Genomic DNA, 19,105 nt, shown 5'->3' with positions numbered 1-19,105 from the left:
GTTGCACGCCCCGTCAGGGCCTGGCCAACTCCGGCAAATCCCCGCTCAAGCCGAGGGCCTGGCGCACGAATAACGCCTTGGCTTGCGGCAGCCGGTCGACCATTTTCAGGCCCGCATTGCGCAACCAGCGCAGCGGCAATGGGTCGGCCTGGAACAGCCGCTCGAAGCCCTCCATCGACGCCATCAACGCCAGGTTATGCGGCATGCGGCGCCGCTCGTAGCGGCTCAGTACTTTCTGGTCCGCCAGGCGCTCACCGCGCTCGGTGGCCGCCAGCAGCACCTCGGCCAGTACCGCCGCATCGAGAAAGCCCAGGTTCACGCCCTGCCCGGCCAGCGGGTGGATGACGTGGGCGGCGTCGCCTATCAGCGCCAGGCCTTCGGCCACGTAACGTTTGGCATGCCGCTGACGCAATGGCACGCAGACGCGCGGGTCAGCGCTCACCACGGTGCCCAGGCGCCCCTCGAATGCTCGCTCCAGTTCGCGGCAGAAGCTGTCTTCATCCAACGCCATCAAGCGTTCGGCTTCAGTCGGAGTGGTCGACCAGACAATCGAACACCAATCCTGCTGGCCGTCGCGCTCCAGCGGCAAGAATGCCAAGGGCCCGGTATCGGTGAAGCGCTGCCAGGCCGTACGCTGGTGCGGCTGGGTGCTGCGCACACTGGTGACGATAGCGTGGTGCAGGTAATCCCACTCACGAGTGGCGGTACCGGTGAGGCGGCGCACGGCGGAATTGGCGCCGTCGGCCGCCACCACCAGCGGTGCACGCAGCTTGCGGCCGTCGGCCAGGGTCAGCAGCCACTCATCGCCGGAGCGACGCATCTGTTCGAGCCGCGCATTGGCCAACAGGCCCAGGTCGCAGTCATGCAGGCGGTCGAGCAAGGCGTCCTGAACCACGCGGTTCTCGACGATATGCCCGAGCGCCTCGGCATGCACACTGGCCGCAGAGAAGTGGATCTGCCCGGTGCCGCTGCCGTCCCACACCTGCATCTGGCCATAGGGGCTGGCGCGACGTGAGACGATGCCGTCCCACACGCCCAGTCGTTCGAGGATGCGCTGGCTGGCGGCGGACAACGCGCTTACACGAGGTTCGAAGGCCGCGTCACGGTCGAACGGCTTGACACTCAACGGGCTGCCATCGAGCAACAGCACCTGCAGGCCGCTGCCCTGCAACGCCAGCGCCAGGGCGCTTCCGACCATTCCGGCCCCGACAATCAGCACATCTGCGCGCATGTCCATGCTTTAAGCCTGTCTCACTGGCGGCTTGCGCCGCACATAAAGGGTTTTGTCGACCCGCGCCACCAGGGTGCCGGAGCCGTCATGAATCTGGACCTTAAGATGAGGCAGATATTTCTCGCCCCCTTCGGTCTGACGGCGCACCTCATCGAGCAGGGTGTCGTCGATAAAAAATTCGGCATACACCGGGCCTTTGCCCGGCGAGATGAAGTCGATGCTGGCGGCCTTGTCCCAGACAATGTAATCGCGCCCCAGGTTCTCCATGAGCATCAGCATGTAGAACGGATCGACCATCGAATACAGGCTGCCGCCGAACTGCGTCCCTACGTAGTTGCGGTTGTACCAGCCCAGGCCCATGCGCACTTTGACGTGCCGAAAGTCGGCGCTCATGTGCTGCACGCTGATACCCGCGCCCAGGTACGGCGGGTACACCGTCATGATCCAGCGCAACAGGCGCGCCTTGCCCAGTCGCTCTATCAGCCACTTACGCATCGGGGCGCGTGCCCAGGCCCATGGCCTGCCGGGCGAACCAGCGCTTGGCCGGTGGCAACAGATCCAGGCCCAACAGCCCCATGTTGCGACCCATCGCCACTAACGGTTGTGCACTGCCAAACAGCCGCGTGACCTGGTCGGAAAAGCCCACGGTGAGCGTCTGATCCATGCGCTGGCGGTCACGGTAGGCTTGCAACGTTGCCAGATCTCCCGGCACCGCCGGCCCGGCCAGCAAGGCTTCGGCCAAGGCGTGCGCGTCACGCAGGGACAGGTTGAAACCCTGCCCGGCAATCGGGTGCAGGCTGTGGGCGGCATTGCCGATGATGGCCAGGTGAGAGCGCACTTGCTCTTCGGCTTCCACCAATGTCAGCGGATACAAATGTCGCGCACCGACTTGCTTGAGGGTGCCCAGGCGATAGCCGAACACGCTCTGCAGTTCGCTGAGGAAACTGCGTTCGTCGAGATCGGCCAGGCGCTGGGCGTCCATCCCGACGCGCGTCCACACCAGTGCACAGCGGTTGTCCGGCAGCGGCAGCAAGGCCATCGGGCCATCATCGGTGAAGCGTTCGAAGGCTTCGCCGTTGTGAGCTTCACTCGGGGTGATGTTGGCGATCAGCGCACTCTGGTTATACGGTCGGGTTTTCACGCCGATGCCCAGTTGTTCGCGCAAACCGGAACGGCCGCCATCGGCCAGGATCGCCAGGTCGCACGCCAACTCGGTTTCATCGTCGAGGGTCAGGCGATAGCCGTCGGGCAGTGGCGTCATGCGCGTGACATGCGCCGGGCAACGCCAGCTCACCACGTCGCTGTCCAGCCCTTGCCACAGGCATTGGCCCAGCCAGGCGTTTTCCACCACATAGCCAAGGGCCGGCACACCTTCTTCCATGGCGGACAAGCGCGCGGTGGAAAAACGCCCGCGGTCGGAGACGTGAATCTGCTTGATCGGCTCGGCGCGACGAGCGATGGCCTGCCACAGGCCCAACCGCTGGTAGATCTGCCGGGCGCCAAACGACAGCGCCGAGGAGCGCGCGTCGTAGCTGGGCTGGTAGCTGTCGCCGGGAGCGAACGGTTCGATCAGCACGATCTTCCAACCGCGCGCCTTGGCCCCGGCCTGCAACGCCAGCGCCAGGCTGGCGCCCACCAGGCCGCCGCCGATAATCGCCAGGCTGACCCGGCTCATCGGGCAGCCGCCATCAACGCTTCGATGTCGGCGACAGTCTTGGGCACGCCGCCGGTCAGAATTTCACAGCCTTGCTTGGTCACTACCACGTCGTCCTCGATGCGCACGCCAATGCCACGCCATTTCTTTGCCACGTTCTGGTTGTCCGGCGAAATATAAATCCCCGGTTCCACGGTCAGCGCCATGCCGACTTCCAGCACGCGCCACTCACCGCCTACTTTGTACTCGCCTACATCGTGCACATCCATGCCCAGCCAGTGCCCGGCGCGGTGCATGTAAAACGTTTTATAAGCTTCGCTGGCGATCAACTCGTCGACCTCGCCCTGCAACAGCCCCAGCTTTACCAGCCCGGCGGTGATGACCTGCACGGTGGCCTCATGGGCCTGGTTCCAGTGCTTGTTGGGGGCGATCTGCGCAAACGCCGCCTCCTGGGAAGCCAGCACGATTTCGTAGATTGCCTTCTGCTCCGGCGAAAACCGACCATTGACCGGCCAGGTGCGCGTGATGTCGCTGGCGTAGCAGTCGATTTCACAACCGGCGTCGATCAACACCAGATCGCCGTCCTTGAGCGGTGCGTCATTCTGCTGGTAGTGCAGGATGCAGCTGTTGCGCCCGGCGGCGACGATGGACCCGTAGGCCGGCATTTTCGCGCCCCCCCTGCGGAATTCGTAGTCCAGCTCGGCCTCCAGGCTGAATTCGTACAGGCCGGCGCGGCTGGCCTGCATCGCCCGCACATGGGCGGCGCAGGAAATCCGCGCGGCTTCGCGCATCACCTTCAGTTCCGCCGCCGATTTATACAGACGCATGTCGTGGAGCAAATGATCCAGGGCAACGAATTCGTTCGGAGGCTGCGCGCCCAGGTGGGCCTTGGAGCGGATCACGTTGATCCACTCCATCAAATGCCGGTCGAATTCGGCATTGCTGCCCATGGCCGAGTACACGCGGTCGCGACCTTCAATGAGGCCGGGCAGGATGTCGTCGATGTCGGTAATGGGGAAGGCATCGTCGGCACCGAACTCACGGATTGCGCCTTCGGTGCCGGCGCGCAGGCCATCCCACAGCTCGCGTTCGGCATTGCGTTCGCGGCAGAACAGCACGTACTCGCCATGCTGGCGACCGGGCATCAGCACGATCACCGCTTCGGGTTCGGGAAAACCACTCAGGTATTGGAAGTCGCTGTCCTGGCGGTACACATGCTCCACATCACGGTTGCGGATCGCCACGGCAGCGGCCGGCAGGATCGCGATGCTGTTGGGTTCCATCTGCGCCATGAGCGCCTTGCGGCGTCGGGTGTATTCCGCTTTGGGGATATGGATCATGGGCAGATGGGTGTCCTTTCTCAGTGCAGCGACGGCTTGGGCGCGGCAGGTTCAGCGGATTTTCGGGTCTCGGTGAACAGCAGCAGCGGCGCGACGCGCAGGTATTCCATGACTTCCATGTAATCGCCTTCGCCGTCTTCGGACTCTTCCAGCGCGTCTTGCACTTGGGAGATGGCGGCCAGGTCCTGCAGCACTTCCTTGGCGTCGGTGCTCAGCTCCAGGCCGCCGGCGTTCACGCCGAAACCATGGAGGAAGCCCTGGCACCATTGGCCCAGCGCGGCGGCGCGCTCGGTGAGCGGCGCGTCGTCGGTCGGCAGCAGCAGAACCACGGTGATGTCATCACCGGTCAGCTCGCCCTTGACCATTTCCTGCAGGCCGATCAGCGCATTGCGCACTTTGTCTTCGGGCTCTTTTTCCAGCAGCTCGGCCACATCGGCGAGCCAGTTGTCGGCGTCGAAACCAACACCGGTGCAGCTGCGACCCAGCAGTACGCCGTGGAGCTCGGCGGGGGAGCAAGGGTGACCGCTGGCGTTCAGCAGAGTGGAAAAAGCGTCGTACGGGGAGTTCTTAGTGGGCATGATGAGCTAGGCGCCAGGCGGCGCGATGTCTAGAATGAAGCGCTGTATCCTAGCACCGGCAGACGCACCCGACTATCAAGGGCGTCAGATCGTTTATCCTGCAGTCGCCATTCATCAGACAAATCCAGTGGAACCCAATGGAAGACACCGACCTGCAAGCGCTGATGGCCAGACTTGAGCTGCTAATTACTCGGGTCGAGCAACTTAAGAGTCAAAACGGACTCCTATTAGCTCAGGAAAAGACCTGGCGCGAGGAACGCGCTCACCTCATTGAAAAAAACGAAATCGCCCGGCGTAAGGTCGAATCGATGATTTCGCGCCTGAAGGCCCTGGAGCAAGACTCATGAGTTCAAGCAATAGCGTCACCGTGCAGATCCTCGACAAAGAATATTCGATAATCTGCCCCCAGGAAGAGCGCAACAACCTGGTGAGCGCCGCCCGCTACCTGGATGGCAAGATGCGTGAAATCCGCAGCAGCGGCAAAGTCATCGGCGCCGACCGCATCGCCGTAATGGCCGCGCTGAACATCACCCATGACCTGCTGCATAAGCAGGAACGCCCGGATGTACAGGCCAGCGGCTCGACACGCGAGCAGGTGCGCGACCTGCTCGAACGCGTGGACCTGGCGCTCTCCAGCGACTCGGATGCACCCAAGGGCTGATTGCTGCGTCTGTTTAAGGTATACTCGCCCCACTCCCTGGCGTGTTTGCCAGTCGGCGATGTCCCTGAGCCGATTCGCACTACCCTGGAAGTTGCACGTTGGGCTGGTGTGCATGTCCGCTAGACGGAAAGCCTTAAAGCCTACTGCTTCTTCCACCTTGAACTTTCGGGTTCAAGGGCTAAGTCGACAGCGGCTCTGTCGGGGAGCCTGAATTCCCAAACTCAATGCCAGTCCCAGGACTGGCATTGTTTTATGAGCCGAACAGCCATGACCGAACCTGCGCCGCTTTCCCGCCCGCAACTTCGACGCCTGTTGCGCAAAGCCCGCCGCGCCCTGACGCCGAGCAAGCAACGCGAGGCCGCACAGGGCCTGTATCGGCAACTGGCACAGCATCCGCTGTTTCGCCGGTCCAGACATATTTCCTTGTATCTACCGACGGACGGTGAAATCGATCCGCGCCTGCTGCTGCGCGCCGCCCAGCGCCGGGGCAAAGCCACTTACCTGCCGGTGCTCAGTGCGTGGCCGCGTACGAAGATGGTGTTCCAGCGCGTGCGGCCTGGAGAAAAGCTGCTGCCTAATCGCTTTCGCATCCTGGAACCACGGGGCAATATCCGCCAGCAACGCAAGCTGTGGGCGCTGGACCTGGTACTGATGCCGCTGGTGGGGTTTGATGATGAAGGTGGCCGCCTGGGCATGGGGGGAGGCTTCTATGACCGCAGCCTCGCTTATCTTGCCCGACGCCAGCATTGGCGCAAGCCGACCTTGCTGGGTCTGGCCCATGAATGTCAGAAGGTTGATCGCTTGGCGCAGGCAAGTTGGGATGTGCCGATGGCTGGCACGGTGACGGATAAGCAGTGGTATATCGCAGAAGCGTCGCTGGAATCAGCGACGCCTTGAAGCCAGATTAACGCTTGTACTGTTGTTGCACAGGTGACAATTCAACCGGCGCATCGGTCTTGGTCGACCACAAGCTCTGCGCATACCCGGTGGTCACGACGCCCAGACCAAACAAAATAACCAATATCCATAGTAAATCCGGTTTACGTTGCATCGATTGCCCCCCTTCAGGCACCTCGTACACGATGACAACAACGTTCCAAAGTAGTCCGTTGCAGCGGCGTCAAGCTTAAAATCCCGGCATTTTGCGTTAACGTGAACCAACACGCAAACCTTGACGCCAACCGACTGTCGGTTTGTCCGGTAATTGCCCGACAACTTGCCCAATGCCTGTTTGAGGAGCCCAAGAATGGCCTACTGGCTGATGAAATCCGAGCCCGATGAACTCTCCATCAAAGGCTTGGAAAAGCTCGGCGAAGCTCGCTGGGACGGCGTGCGCAACTACCAGGCGCGCAATTTCCTGCGCGCTATGGCGGTGGGCGATGAGTTCTTCTTTTACCACTCCAGTTGCCCCGAACCGGGCATTGCCGGCATCGGTAAAATCATCGAGGCCGCCTACCCGGACCCGACCGCACTGGAACCCGACAGCCATTACTTCGACGCCAAAGCCAGCCCGGAAAAAAATCCGTGGAGCGCGATCACCGTCGCTCATGTCCAGACCTTCCCCGAAGTACTGGGCCTGGGTTACCTGAAACAGCAGACAGCGCTCGCCGAACTGCCTCTGGTGCAAAAAGGCAGCCGGCTCTCGGTAATGCCGGTCACCGCCGAGCAATGGGCCGCCGTACTGGCGCTGCGCTAGGCACAGAACCCTACGGTCACGCTCACGCCGCAAGCATCTTCGCCGCAACCACGTTAGGCTTGCCCTTCATTTGACCGGTATCAACGCCCGCAGCGGCGATACCGTCAAACTAGGACGCTAACGCAGCAGGATGCTTCCATGTCGACGAACCCTCGCACTTCTCAGCTGTTTGCCACCCTTCTGATCGCATTGCTGGTCGCCGCCGGCGGGTTCGGTTATTGGAAATCCACCCAGGACCGGTTGCCCGACGGTCTGAGCATGGGCAACGGTCGTCTGGAATCCACCGAAGTGCAGATCGCCGCGAAAATCCCTGGGCGCCTGGCCGATGTGCGGGTGGACGAAGGCGACAAGGTGCTCAAGGGTCAATTGCTGGCGCGCATGGACACCCGCACCCTGGAGGCCCAGCGTGCCCAGGCCGAAGCCGAAGTGGTGCGCGCCAGGGAAAACCTCGCCGCCGCTGAAGCCAACGTGCAACTGCGCCAGAGCGAACAACTGCTGGCCAACCAGGAACTCAAGCGCACCCAGGAGCTGTACAAGCGCGGCTTCGCCAGCAGCCAACTGATCGATCAGCAGCAGGCGCGGCACAACACCGGTAATGCAGCGGTGGTCGCCGCGCTGGCGCAGGTCAATTCGGCCAAGGCCGCCATCGGCGCTGCCCAGGCGCAAGTGGCTCAGCTCACCAGCGAAATCGATGACAGCAGCCTGCGCGCGCCTATCGACGGCATCATCCAACTGCGCCTGGCCGAGCCCGGCGAAGTGCTCGGTGCCGGCGGCCGCGTGTTGCTGCTGATCGATCCCGAGGATCAATACATGAACCTGTACTTGCCCGCCTCGGTGGCCGGTCGCCTGACAGTGGGCAGCGACGCCCGCATCCTGCTCGATGCCCTGCCCCAGCAGGCGCTGCCGGCGAAAATCACGTTTGTCGCGGCCAAATCGCAATTCACCCCTAAAGAAGTGGAAACCCGCGATGAGCGGCAAAAACTGGTGTTTCGCGTCAAGCTGCGCCTGACCCAACCCAGCGCCGTGCCGCAGGCCAAGCCCGGCATGCCGGGCGCCGGTTACGTGCGCACGGCCGATATAGACTGGCCGGCCAACCTGCAATGACCGGCCTGGCACTGCACGCCACGGGGATCAACCACCGCTACGGCCAGCAACAGGCGCTGGTCGATATTGCGTTCAGCCTGCCCGCCGGCACGCGTTGCGGGCTGATCGGCCCGGACGGTGCGGGCAAATCCAGCCTGCTGGGCCTGATCGCCGGGGTCAAGAAGCTGCAGGCCGGCCAGCTCGAGGTCCTCGGCGGTGCAATCACCGACCGCCGCCATCGCAATAGCCTGTACCCGCGCATCGCCTTCATGCCCCAGGGCCTGGGCGGCAACCTGTACCCCGAGCTGTCGATCCGCGAAAACATACGCTTCTTTGCCACGCTGTTCGGCTTGTCGAAAACCGAGTGTGATCGGCGCATGCACAGCCTGCTGCTGGCCACCGACCTTGAACGCTTCGCCGAGCGCCCCGCCGGCAAGCTGTCCGGGGGGATGAAACAAAAGCTCGGCCTGTGCTGCGCGCTGATCCACGAGCCCGACCTGCTGATCCTCGACGAGCCCACCACGGGTGTCGACCCGCTGTCGCGCCGACGCTTCTGGGAGCTGGTCGAAACGGTGCGCCGCGAACGCTCGCAACTGACCTTGCTGGTCGCCACCGCCTACATGGAAGAAGCCGAGCAATTCGAACACTGCCTGATGCTCGATCGCGGCACGCTGATCGCCAATGGCTTGAGTCGTGACCTCGCCGCCGCCACCCCCAGCGGCAAACTGGATGAGGCGTTCACCCACTTCCAGGGCGACGGCGCTCACGACAAAGCGCCGCTGGTGATCCCTCCGAGGGAAAGCGCCAGCACCGACATCGCCATCGAGGCCCACGACCTGACCCTGCGCTTTGGCGACTTCACTGCAGTGAACAAGGTCAGCTTCGCGATCGGCCGTGGGGAGATCTTCGGCTTCCTGGGCTCCAACGGCTGCGGCAAGACCACCACCATGAAGGTCCTCACCGGGCTGATGCCGGCCACGGAAGGCAGCGCGACGCTGCTGGGCAAGACGGTGGACGCCAAAGACCTGGCCACCCGCAAGCGCGTGGGGTTCATGTCCCAGAGTTTTTCGCTGTATGGCGAACTCAGCGTGCGCCAGAACCTGGCGCTGCATGCGCAATTGTTCGACTTGCCCAAGGCCGACAGCGGCCCGCGCATCGACGAGCTGATCCAGCGCTTTGAGCTGACCAACGTTGCCGAACAGCCGTCGGGCGAGCTGCCGCTGGGCCTGCGCCAGCGCCTGTCCCTGGCGGTCGCGGTGCTGCATCGCCCGGAAGTGTTGATCCTCGACGAGCCGACCTCCGGCGTCGACCCGGCCGCCCGGGACGATTTCTGGCGGTTGCTGATCGAGCTGTCCCGCGAGCAAGGGGTGACGATTTTCCTGTCCACCCACTTCATGAACGAAGCCCAGCGCTGCGACCGCATCTCACTGATGCACGCCGGCAAGGTGCTGGCCTGCGACACGCCGCACGCGCTGCAGCAACAATTCAAAGGCGAGACCCTGGAGGCCGCATTCGTCACGTGCCTGGAGCAGGCCCAAGGTGAAGCCGAACCCGCCGCGCCGAGCCAAACCGTCAGCGAAGCCAGCGCACCGCTGCAGGGCAAGCGCGGTTTCAGCCTGGCGCGCCTGTTGGCCGTGGCCAGCCGTGAAGGCAAAGAACTGTTGCGCGACAAAGTGCGCATGGCCTTCGCGCTGCTCGGGGCGATGTTCATGATGGTGATCTTTGGCTACGGGATTTCGCTGGATGTGGAAAAGCTGGCGTTCGCTGTCTACGACCAGGACCAGACCGCGCAAAGCCGCGCCTATCTGGAAGCGTTTCGCAGCTCACGCTATTTCGCCGAACGGCCGCCCATTCAGGATGCGGATGAACTGCACCGGCGCCTGCAACGCTCGGAAATCAAACTGGCATTGGAGATCCCGCCGGGCTTTGGCCGCGACCTGTACGCCGGGCGCCAGCCCACGGTGGCCGCCTGGCTCGACGGCGGCATGCCGTTTCGCGCGGAAACCAGCCGTAACTATGTGGAAGCCGTACACCTGGGCAACCTTCAGCAATTGGCCGAATTGAGCAGCCTGCCGCGCAGCCCGCAAGCCGCCGCCAAACTCGAAACCCGTTTCCGCTATAACCAGGACGTGGTCAGCGTAAATGCCATCGGCCCTGGGGTGATGGCGCTGATCCTGGCGTTTATCCCGGCCATGCTCACCGCGCTGGGCATCGTGCGTGAAAAGGAGCTGGGCTCAATCACCAACTTTTACGCCACACCGCTGACCCGCCTGGAATTCCTGCTGGGCAAACAAGCGCCATACCTGCTCGTGAGCCTGGTCAACCTGGCCCTGCTGGTGGCAATGAATCGCTGGCTGTTTGGCGTGCCATTCAAGGGCAGCGGCCTGGCATTGGCATTCGGTGGGCTGCTGTATGTGCTGGCCACCACCAGCATGGGCCTGCTGATTTCAGCGTTCACGCGCACCCAGATCGCGGCGATCCTCGGCACGATGATCATCACCAGCCTGCCGACCATCCAGTTCTCCGGGCTGATCGTGCCGCGCTCATCCCTGGAAGGCGCCGCAGCGCTGATGGGCATGCTGTTTCCGGCCGGGCACTTTTTGGATATTGCGGTGGGCACCTTTACCAAGGCTCTGGACCTGCGCCAGCTGTGGCCGCAGTGCCTGGCGCTGTTCGGGTTTTTTGTCGGGTTCACCGGGCTGAGCCTGGTGATGCTCAAGAAGCAGGAGGTCTGATGCATAAGTTTGCGCATATCCTGCGCCTGGGCCTGAAAGAACTCACCAGCCTGCGCCACGACAGCGTACTGCTGCTGTTTCTGTTTTACGCCTTCACCGTGGCCATTTACATGCCCGCCGCCGGTTCGGTGATTGGTGTGCATAACGCCAGCGTGGCGCTGGTGGATGAGGACCATAGCGCCCTGTCCCGGCAACTCGGCGAGGCCCTGCAACCGCCGGAGTTCCAGGCGCCGGCGGCGTTGCCCTACAACCTGCTGGACCAGGCCATGGACAGCGGCGAGTACACCTTCGTGATCAATGTGCCGGCCAATTTCCAGGCCGACCTGCTGGCCGGGCGCCAACCCAGCGTGCAGGTCAACGTGGACGCGACGGCCATGAGCCAGGCGTTCATGGGCGCCGGTTACATTGGCCGGATTTTCCAGCGCGAGTTGCTGAGCTACAGCGGCCAGGCCGATGCCGCCGCACAGACACCGGCGCGGCTGACCACTCGCTCGCTGTTCAACACTAACCTGGAAGGCGGCTGGTTCCTGGCGGTGATCCAGATCGTCAACAACATCACCATCCTCGCCATCGTGCTGACCGGCACCGCCCTGCTGCGCGAGCGCGAGCACGGCACGCTTGACCATTTGCTGGTGCTGCCGCTGACTGCGCTGGAAATCATGCTGGCAAAAATCTGGAGCAACATGCTGGTGGTGGTGTTGTGTACCTGGGTATCACTGGAAGTGGTGGTCAAAGGCTTGCTGGGCGTACCGCTGGCCGGCTCGCTGGGATTATTTCTATTGGTGACGGCGTTGTACCTGTTCGCCAGTACCGCCCTGGGAATTTTCCTCGCCACCCTCGCCCGCTCGACCCCGCAATTCGGGTTGCTGGCGATTCCGGTGATTATCCCCATGCTGTTGCTGTCCGGCGGCAGCACGCCCCTGGACAGCATGCCCGAGTGGCTGCAGTGGGTGATGCAGGGCTCGCCGTCGACGCATTTTGTGAGCCTGAGCGCGGCGATTCTGTTCCGCGACGCGGGTGTGGGCGTGGTGTGGCCGGATTTGCTGGCGTTGACCGCGATCGGCCTGCTGTTTTTCGCCGTGGCGCTGGCGCGATTCAGGAAGAGCCTGGCGTCCTGAAACCGCGCACCTGGTGTGCTTACTGGATGATCAGGTTGTTGAACAACAGGTCTTCGACCATCGGCTTGCCGGTCTCATCGTTCATCACTTGCTGAGTTTGCTTCAAGGCTTCCTGGCGCAGTTTTTCCTTACCCTCAACGGTGCTCATCGCCTCGTTGGTCTGCTGTGTGAACAGCGCCACCAGTTGGTTGCGGATCAAGGCATCGTTGGCCTTAACGGCGGCGGCCGCTTCGGTACCGGTCACGCGCAGGGCGATGTCGGCCTTGAACACTTTGAGTTTTGCCGTGCCATCCAGGCCATAGTTACCCACGAACGGCGGGCTCAGGCTGATATAGCTGACCTTCGGCGCCTCGCCTTCTTTGCCTTCCTTGGCTTCTTCGGCCTGTACCGCCATCGGCAGGATCAAGGCCAGCATCAACAGAATCCGCGCTTTCACAATTCATTCCTCACATTCGGTGCCCGGTAGCATAACGCTAGCAAGGCTGAGCACAAGCTTATGGCGACTTATCAGGCCGGGGCATGCTTGTTGACCCAGGGGCCTGCCCTCCTACACTTATCGGCCACGACGCCAAAAGGAATAGTCCGATGAAAGCTGTGCTGTGCAAAGCCTTCGGCCCCGCCGAAACCCTGGTGCTGGAAGATATCGCCAGCCCGGCGATCAAGAAAAACGAAATCCTGCTGGACGTGCATGCCGCCGGGGTCAACTTTCCCGACACCCTGATCATCGAGGGCAAATACCAATTCAAACCGCCCTTTCCGTTCTCGCCGGGCGGTGAAGCCGCAGGCGTGGTCAGCGAGGTGGGAGAAAAAGTCAGCCATTTGAAGGTGGGCGATCGCGTCATGGCGTTGACCGGCTGGGGCAGCTTTGCCGAGCAGGTCGCGGTGCCGGGCTACAACGTGCTGCCGATCCCGCCGAGCATGGACTTCAACACCGCCGCCGCCTTCAGCATGACTTACGGCACCTCGATGCATGCGCTCAAACAACGGGCTCACCTGCAACCCGGCGAGACCCTGCTGGTGCTCGGTGCCTCCGGTGGGGTGGGCCTGGCCGCGGTGGAAATCGGTAAAGCCATGGGCGCCCGGGTGATCGCCGCCGCCAGCAGCGCCGACAAGCTCGCAATCGCCAAGGCCGCGGGTGCCGATGAATTGATCAATTACAGCGAAGCCAGCCTGAAGGATGAGATCAAGCGCCTCACCGACGGCAACGGCGCCGACGTGATCTACGACCCAGTGGGCGGTGACCTCTTCGACCAGGCCGTGCGCGCCATCGCCTGGAACGGCCGCCTGCTGGTGGTGGGATTTGCCAGCGGGCGCATCCCCGAGCTGCCGGTGAACCTGGCGCTGCTCAAGGGCGCGGCGGTGGTCGGGGTGTTCTGGGGGTCGTTTGCACAACGCCAGCCGCAGGATAACGCGGCGAACTTCCAGCAACTGTTTAGTTGGTATGCCGAGGGCAAGCTCAAGCCGTTGGTGTCGCAGGTGTATCCGCTGGAGCAGGCTGCCCAGGCCATCAATGACCTCGGCCAGCGCAAGGCGGTCGGCAAGGTCGTCGTGCAGACCCGCTGACTAACCTGAAATGCAATCAAACGTGGGAGGGGCAAGCCCCTCCCCCATTTAATCTCTGGTGTTCGTAAGAGAACATGCAATTGCTCTCATTTTCCTGTGGTGGCGCTTAAGCGGCGATGCTATTTTCGGTAACGAAACTGTAACATTCGCATCCGCAGTCAAAACAAGAAATCTGGAGCTCTTGAATGTTTGCTTTCTTTCGTCCTGCCGCGCACCAGGCGCCCCTGCCTGAAGAAAAAATCGACAGTACCTACCGACGTCTGCGCTGGCAGATCTTCGCCGGTATTTTCTTCGGGTACGCCGGTTACTACCTGCTACGCAAAAACTTCTCCCTGGCCATGCCTTACCTGATCGAAGACGGGTACAGCCGTGGCGAACTGGGCCTGGCGATGTCGGCTATCGCGATTGCCTACGGCCTGTCCAAGTTCCTGATGGGCCTGGTGTCCGACCGCTCCAACCCGCGCTACTTCCTGCCCTTTGGCCTGTTGGTCTCGGCGGGCGTGATGTTCATTTTCGGTTTCGCGCCTTGGGCGACGTCCAGCGTGACCATGATGTTCATCCTGCTGTTCATCAACGGCTGGGCCCAGGGCATGGGCTGGCCGCCGAGCGGACGGACCATGGTGCACTGGTGGTCGCAGAAGGAACGCGGCGGCGTGGTGTCGGTGTGGAACGTAGCGCACAACGTCGGCGGCGGCCTGATCGGCCCGCTGTTCCTGTTGGGCATGGCCTGGTTCAACGACTGGCATGCGGCGTTCTATGTACCGGCTACCGTGGCCCTGGCGGTGGCGGCGTTCGCCTTCATTACCATGCGCGACACCCCGCAATCGGTCGGCCTGCCGCCTATCGAGCAATACAAGAATGACTACCCGGAAGGCTACGACGCCAGCCACGAAGACGAATTCAGCGCCAAGGAAATCTTCGTCAAATACGTGCTGCGCAACAAAATGCTGTGGTACATCGCCTTTGCCAACGTATTTGTCTACCTGCTGCGCTACGGCGTACTGGACTGGGCGCCGACCTACCTCAAGGAAGCCAAGCACTTCACGGTGGATAAATCGTCGTGGGCTTACTTTTTCTATGAATGGGCGGGCATCCCGGGCACGCTGCTGTGCGGCTGGATGTCGGACAAGATCTTCCGTGGCAATCGAGGCCTGACCGGCATCGTGTTCATGGGGCTGGTGACCGTTGCGACTCTGGTGTACTGGTTGAACCCGCCAGGCAATCCGACCGTGGACATGATCGCGCTGGTGTCGATCGGTTTCCTGATCTACGGCCCGGTGATGCTGATCGGTCTGCAGGCGCTGGAACTGGCACCGAAGAAGGCCGCCGGCACTGCCGCGGGTTTTACAGGGTTGTTCGGTTACCTGGGTGGTTCGGTGGCGGCAAGTGCGGCTATGGGCTACACCGTTGACCATTTCGGCTGGGACGGCGGTTTTGTGCTGCTGATCGGCGCGTGTCTGCTGGCCATCGCATTCCTGATCCCGACCCTGTGGCACACCAACAGTGTCAGCTCGGCCCGTTAAGCGCCTGAGCCCCTTTTGCACACCGCTTGAGCCGCGCCTCCAGGTTCTTATCTGGCATGGCGTGGCTGCGCAGGGCGTTGACGGTTTGTTCGACATAGTCGCGCGTCGTACCGTAACGCCCGCTCGCGCTTTGCAACACATGGTTGAGCACGATGTCGGGCAGGTTGCCGGCGTAGCTGGGCAGGTGCCGCTCCAATACAAACCCCAACGCCTGCACCTGAGTACCATCCTCCAGCCGGCAACTGAGCCAGTGCGGTCGGTACGAGGGGTAGGGCATCTCGCGCTGCCATAAGGCATACAGCGAGGCTTCCAACTGATCCTCGGGCAAGCGATAGGCAAACCCGCTGCACGATCCGCCTCGATCCAAGCCAAAGACCAACCCCGGCAACTCCGGCGTACCACGGTGCTCATGGGACCACAAATACAGGCCGCGGTGATAACCGTGGACCCGCGCCCGTACCCGCTCGGTCGACGAGCATTCAGGTCGCCAGATCAATGAACCATACGCAAACAGCCAGACCGGCCCGCCCTTATGCCGGGCCATCGTGGCCTGCATGGAGCTCATTAACTGTTCGTGAGTGAGTTGCGGTCCCAGATCGAGCCGCGGAGGGTAAGCCAACTGCAGAAGATCGGTTTCAATGACGGTCATGGCGAAAAGCGGTGCGCCTCCTGTGTAACCAGTTGTAAGCGACTTTAGCGTAATAAAACGCGCCGCAGGAACCGTTAAGGGAAAAAGTCCGGGCCGCGCTGAGCCAGCGACCTCGCGGGTGTAGCTTAGGGACATCCACTGGCGACACTAAATACCGGAAGTGAATAAGCACGGATATAAGCCCAACGGCCGCTCGTCAGGATTGGAGCGGCTAATCTCGCTACCTTCAGCCCCGGTTCAGCCTGGGGCACGATCCTGCCGTCAAAATAGCGCGCACAACGACCCACTTAGCCGCCCTTCATACCGACTATCGAGGTCACACCCATGAAAAAAATTCGATTGCCCGGCCTGGTGTTCCTGGCTCAGGCCACCACCGCGCTGGCCGCCGAAGCACCGCCTGCCGGGGATGAAAAAAGTTTCTGGCACGCCCAGACCAGCGTCTACACCCGGCACTTTTCTCCCGACCCAGGCCACAATAACAATCAGGACCTGATCGGCCTGGAACGCAATGAAGCCTCAGGCCTTGTTTATGGCGGGGCGACTTTTCGCAACTCGTTCAGCCAGCGTTCGTATTACGTCTATGGAGGCAAACGCTATGACATGGCGGATTACCCGGTGTACGTAAAACTGACCGGCGGCGCGCTCCAAGGCTATCGCGGCGAGTATCGCGACAAGATCCCATTGAATCGATTCGGCGTGGCGCCGGTGATCATTCCTTCAGTGGGTACCCATTACGGACCGGTGGCGGCGGAGCTGGTGCTGTTGGGCTTCAACGCCGCGATGGTGACGACAGGCGTACGATTCTAAGCACAGGCAAGCCCCCTCCCACTCAGGGCCGGGGGGCGTAGGCAAATACGTCAGCGCGCATCTGGTGCGCGTCCATGCCGGCCTCCACCAGCGCATCCAACGTACCGTAGATCATCGCCGGTGAACCGCTGGCATAGACGTGTACGGTCTTCAGATCGTGGATGTCCTCGCACACCGCTTCATGCAAAAGACCGCAACGCCCTTCCCACCCGCACAGGTCGCTGACAACCTTGTGCAGGAACAGATTGGGCAGTTGCTGCCATTGAGCCCAGTGCTCGATCTCATAGAAATCTTCCGGGCGACGCACTCCCCAGTACAGGTGCACCGGGTGTTTGAACCCGGAGGCCCGACAATGCTCGATCAGGCTGTGCATCTGCGCCATGCCGGTGCCCGCCGCGATCAACACCAGCGGGCCGTCGGGCAGCTCGGCCAGGTGGGTATCGCCAAACGGCAGCTCCACGCGCGCCATGCGGTCGCGCTGCAACTGGGCCAGCAGATTGCGTGCGCTGTCTTCGCGGGCCAGCACATGCAGTTCCAGCTCGCGCCCGGCATGGGGCGCGGACGCCAGGGAAAAGGCGGATTTTTCGCCGTTATCCCGTTCGATCATCAGGTATTGCCCGGCGTGGTAGCGCACCGCCTTGCCGGCCGGCGCACGCAGGCGTACCCGCCATACATCGCCGCCCACCTCCACGCACTCGCTCAATTGGCAGGCCAATTGGCGCAACGGTAATTCTCCTGGCGCGAGAACGCCGTCCCACAACACCACGCAATCTTCCAGCGGCTCGGCGATACAGGTGTAGAACTCACCATGGTCCCGCACCTCACCCGCCTGCCGCACCCGGCCTTCCACCAGCAGCGCGGCACACACGTGGCATACGCCGTTGCGACAGGCCTGGGGGCACTCGTAGCCCAGGCGGCGCGCGCCTTCGAGGATTCGCTCGCCGGGGACCAGCTCCAGTACGGCGCCGGAAGGTTGCAGGGTTACACGCATCAATCTATTCCCAATTCTTTCCAGATCGCATCGACACGTGCGGTCACGGCTGCATCCTTGACAATGACCCGACCCCACTCACGGGTGGTTTCACCCGGCCATTTATGAGTGGCGTCCAGGCCCATCTTCGAACCCAGACCGGACACCGGCGACGCGAAGTCGAGGTAGTCGATCGGCGTGTTATCGATCATCACCGTGTCGCGCTTGGGGTCCATGCGCGTGGTAATGGCCCAGATCACATCGTTCCAGTCCCGGGCATTGATGTCGTCGTCAGTGACAATAACGAACTTGGTGTACATGAACTGTCGCAAAAACGACCATACACCCAGCATGACCCGCTTGGCATGGCCTGGGTACGACTTCTTCATGGTTACGACGGCCATGCGGTACGAGCAACCTTCGGGCGGCAGGTAAAAGTCGGTGATCTCGGGGAATTGCTTCTGCAGGATCGGCACAAACACTTCATTGAGCGCGACGCCAAGGATGGCCGGCTCATCCGGCGGACGGCCGGTGTAGGTGCTGTGGTAGATCGGTTTGATCCGATGAGTGATGCGTTCGACGGTGAAGACCGGGAAGCTGTCGACTTCGTTGTAGTAGCCGGTGTGATCGCCGTAGGGCCCTTCGTCGGCCATCTCGCCGGGGTGAATCACGCCTTCCAGGATGATTTCCGCCGTGGCCGGCACCTGCAGGTCGTTGCCGCGGCACTTGACCAGCTCGGTGCGGTTACCGCGCAACAGGCCGGCGAAGGCGTATTCGGAGAGGCTGTCCGGCACCGGCGTCACGGCACCGAGGATGGTGGCCGGGTCGGCGCCCAGGGCCACGGACACCGGGAAAGGCTGGCCGGGATGTTTTTCGCACCATTCGCGAAAGTCCAGGGCACCGCCACGATGGCTCAGCCAGCGCATGATGACTTTGTTACGGCCAATGACCTGCTGGCGGTAGATGCCCAGGTTCTGACGGTCTTTGTTTGGGCCCTTGGTGACGGTCAGGCCCCAGGTGATCAATGGGCCGACGTCGCCGGGCCAGCAGGTCTGCACCGGGAGCATGGCCAGGTCGACGTCATCCCCTTCGATGACTACTTCCTGGCATACGGCGTCCTTGACCACCTTGGGCGCCATGGCAATGATCTTGCGGAAAATCGGCAGCTTCGACCATGCGTCCTTCAAGCCCTTGGGCGGCTCGGGTTCCTTGAGGAACGCCAGCAGCTTGCCGATCTCGCGCAGCTCGCTGACCGACTCGGCGCCCATCCCGAAGGCAACCCGCTCAGGCGTGCCGAACAGGTTGCCGAGCACCGGGATATCAAAGCCGGTCGGCTTTTCGAACAGCAGCGCCGGGCCCTTGTTACGCAAGGTACGGTCGCAAATCTCAGTCATTTCCAGCACCGGGGAAATCGGCATCTGGATACGTTTCAACTCTCCGCGCTGCTCAAGTTGCTGCACGAAATCCCGAAGATCCTTGAATTTCATTAACCATGCC

At 62.3% G+C, this 19,105-nt stretch carries 20 protein-coding genes and 1 other RNA gene; 11 read left to right on the top strand and 10 right to left on the bottom strand.

Annotation, left to right across the window (positions count from 1 at the left end; translation table 11 throughout):
* Window positions 1-13: 13 nt before the first annotated feature.
* Genes QRN10_RS12800 through QRN10_RS12780 form a run of 5 tightly spaced genes read right to left on the bottom strand, consistent with a single transcriptional unit; the run spans window position 14 to window position 4,803 of the window.
* Window positions 14-1,231: a 2-octaprenyl-3-methyl-6-methoxy-1,4-benzoquinol hydroxylase gene (locus QRN10_RS12800; RefSeq protein ID WP_181076583.1), complete on the bottom strand. Its 1,218-nt coding sequence runs from the start codon at window positions 1,229-1,231 to the stop codon at window positions 14-16.
* Window positions 1,232-1,240: 9 nt separating this feature from the next.
* Window positions 1,241-1,726 (bottom strand): DUF4442 domain-containing protein, encoded by a 486-nt coding sequence (locus QRN10_RS12795; RefSeq protein WP_181076403.1) that lies wholly within the window; start codon window positions 1,724-1,726, stop codon window positions 1,241-1,243.
* Window positions 1,719-2,906: a 2-octaprenyl-6-methoxyphenyl hydroxylase gene (gene ubiH / locus QRN10_RS12790; protein WP_181076402.1), complete on the bottom strand. Its 1,188-nt coding sequence runs from the start codon at window positions 2,904-2,906 to the stop codon at window positions 1,719-1,721. The genes QRN10_RS12795 and ubiH overlap by 8 nt, the downstream gene beginning before the upstream one ends.
* Window positions 2,903-4,225 (bottom strand): Xaa-Pro aminopeptidase, encoded by a 1,323-nt coding sequence (pepP, locus tag QRN10_RS12785; RefSeq protein ID WP_253509749.1) that lies wholly within the window; start codon window positions 4,223-4,225, stop codon window positions 2,903-2,905. Before pepP ends, ubiH begins: the two co-directional genes overlap by 4 nt.
* Window positions 4,226-4,245: 20 nt before the next feature.
* Window positions 4,246-4,803, bottom strand: a complete 558-nt coding sequence (locus QRN10_RS12780; RefSeq protein WP_285428495.1) for a YecA/YgfB family protein — start codon at window positions 4,801-4,803, stop codon at window positions 4,246-4,248.
* Window positions 4,804-4,940: 137 nt separating this feature from the next.
* Here QRN10_RS12780 and QRN10_RS12775 point away from each other — a divergent pair, with 137 nt between their 5' ends.
* The 4 genes from QRN10_RS12775 to QRN10_RS12760 all read left to right on the top strand — a co-directional run bounded on the left by QRN10_RS12775 (window position 4,941) and on the right by QRN10_RS12760 (window position 6,361).
* Window positions 4,941-5,150, top strand: coding sequence for a TIGR02449 family protein (locus tag QRN10_RS12775; RefSeq protein ID WP_007982902.1), 210 nt, complete (start codon window positions 4,941-4,943; stop codon window positions 5,148-5,150).
* Window positions 5,147-5,464 (top strand): cell division protein ZapA, encoded by a 318-nt coding sequence (locus tag QRN10_RS12770; RefSeq protein WP_181076399.1) that lies wholly within the window; start codon window positions 5,147-5,149, stop codon window positions 5,462-5,464. Before QRN10_RS12775 ends, QRN10_RS12770 begins: the two co-directional genes overlap by 4 nt.
* Before the next feature lie 30 nt (window positions 5,465-5,494).
* Window positions 5,495-5,673: non-coding RNA, 6S RNA (ssrS, locus tag QRN10_RS12765), on the top strand.
* A 58-nt stretch (window positions 5,674-5,731) separates the two neighbouring features.
* Entirely contained in the window at window positions 5,732-6,361 is a 630-nt protein-coding gene (locus QRN10_RS12760) for a 5-formyltetrahydrofolate cyclo-ligase (RefSeq protein ID WP_285428542.1), read from the top strand.
* Between the two features lie 7 nt (window positions 6,362-6,368).
* Here the strand turns inward: QRN10_RS12760 and QRN10_RS12755 are convergent, their stop codons facing one another.
* Window positions 6,369-6,515, bottom strand: coding sequence for a hypothetical protein (locus QRN10_RS12755; RefSeq protein ID WP_181076398.1), 147 nt, complete (start codon window positions 6,513-6,515; stop codon window positions 6,369-6,371).
* Window positions 6,516-6,710: 195 nt separating this feature from the next.
* Between QRN10_RS12755 and QRN10_RS12750 the strand changes: the two genes are divergently transcribed.
* The 4 genes from QRN10_RS12750 (at window position 6,711) to QRN10_RS12735 (ending at window position 12,096) form a co-directional block, all read left to right on the top strand.
* A complete protein-coding gene (locus QRN10_RS12750; protein WP_285428494.1) occupies window positions 6,711-7,160 on the top strand; it encodes an EVE domain-containing protein in 450 nt (149 codons plus the stop codon).
* 138 nt (window positions 7,161-7,298) lie between these two features.
* Window positions 7,299-8,264, top strand: a complete 966-nt coding sequence (locus QRN10_RS12745) for an HlyD family secretion protein (RefSeq protein WP_253509752.1) — start codon at window positions 7,299-7,301, stop codon at window positions 8,262-8,264.
* The gene (rbbA, locus tag QRN10_RS12740; RefSeq protein ID WP_285428490.1) at window positions 8,261-10,978 is read left to right on the top strand and encodes a ribosome-associated ATPase/putative transporter RbbA; all 2,718 of its coding nucleotides are present in this window, start codon (window positions 8,261-8,263) and stop codon (window positions 10,976-10,978) included. Before QRN10_RS12745 ends, rbbA begins: the two co-directional genes overlap by 4 nt.
* Complete coding sequence (locus QRN10_RS12735) at window positions 10,978-12,096, top strand: ABC transporter permease (RefSeq protein WP_181076392.1); 1,119 nt, start codon at window positions 10,978-10,980, stop codon at window positions 12,094-12,096. The genes rbbA and QRN10_RS12735 overlap by 1 nt, the downstream gene beginning before the upstream one ends.
* A 19-nt stretch (window positions 12,097-12,115) precedes the next feature.
* On the opposite strand, the gene QRN10_RS12730 is transcribed toward QRN10_RS12735, so the two are convergent.
* Window positions 12,116-12,532: a flagellar basal body-associated FliL family protein gene (locus QRN10_RS12730; RefSeq protein ID WP_034101391.1), complete on the bottom strand. Its 417-nt coding sequence runs from the start codon at window positions 12,530-12,532 to the stop codon at window positions 12,116-12,118.
* Window positions 12,533-12,681: 149 nt separating this feature from the next.
* Here QRN10_RS12730 and QRN10_RS12725 point away from each other — a divergent pair, with 149 nt between their 5' ends.
* Together QRN10_RS12725 and glpT are read left to right on the top strand one after the other, a co-directional pair.
* A complete protein-coding gene (locus QRN10_RS12725) occupies window positions 12,682-13,659 on the top strand; it encodes an NADPH:quinone oxidoreductase family protein (protein ID WP_181076390.1) in 978 nt (325 codons plus the stop codon).
* Between the two features lie 185 nt (window positions 13,660-13,844).
* Complete coding sequence (glpT, locus tag QRN10_RS12720; protein ID WP_181076389.1) at window positions 13,845-15,182, top strand: glycerol-3-phosphate transporter; 1,338 nt, start codon at window positions 13,845-13,847, stop codon at window positions 15,180-15,182.
* On the opposite strand, the gene QRN10_RS12715 is transcribed toward glpT, so the two are convergent.
* Complete coding sequence (locus QRN10_RS12715) at window positions 15,166-15,831, bottom strand: gamma-glutamylcyclotransferase (protein ID WP_181076387.1); 666 nt, start codon at window positions 15,829-15,831, stop codon at window positions 15,166-15,168. The genes glpT and QRN10_RS12715 overlap by 17 nt on opposite strands.
* A 324-nt stretch (window positions 15,832-16,155) precedes the next feature.
* Between QRN10_RS12715 and QRN10_RS12710 the strand changes: the two genes are divergently transcribed.
* Window positions 16,156-16,638, top strand: a complete 483-nt coding sequence (locus QRN10_RS12710; RefSeq protein ID WP_285428489.1) for a sn-glycerol-3-phosphate transporter — start codon at window positions 16,156-16,158, stop codon at window positions 16,636-16,638.
* Between the two features lie 22 nt (window positions 16,639-16,660).
* Here the strand turns inward: QRN10_RS12710 and QRN10_RS12705 are convergent, their stop codons facing one another.
* Window positions 16,661-17,629, bottom strand: a complete 969-nt coding sequence (locus QRN10_RS12705) for a CDP-6-deoxy-delta-3,4-glucoseen reductase (RefSeq protein WP_181076384.1) — start codon at window positions 17,627-17,629, stop codon at window positions 16,661-16,663.
* Window positions 17,629-19,095 (bottom strand): 4-hydroxy-3-polyprenylbenzoate decarboxylase, encoded by a 1,467-nt coding sequence (gene ubiD / locus QRN10_RS12700; RefSeq protein WP_181076382.1) that lies wholly within the window; start codon window positions 19,093-19,095, stop codon window positions 17,629-17,631. The genes QRN10_RS12705 and ubiD overlap by 1 nt, the downstream gene beginning before the upstream one ends.
* Window positions 19,096-19,105 lie beyond the last annotated feature (10 nt).

The sequence above is a fragment of the Pseudomonas sp. lyk4-R2A-8 genome (assembly GCF_030209095.1).
In the GTDB taxonomy this organism is placed as follows: domain Bacteria; phylum Pseudomonadota; class Gammaproteobacteria; order Pseudomonadales; family Pseudomonadaceae; genus Aquipseudomonas; species Aquipseudomonas quebecensis.
The sequence above is the reverse complement of the archived record's forward strand: the minus strand, read 5'-3'. Positions and strand labels throughout refer to the sequence as shown.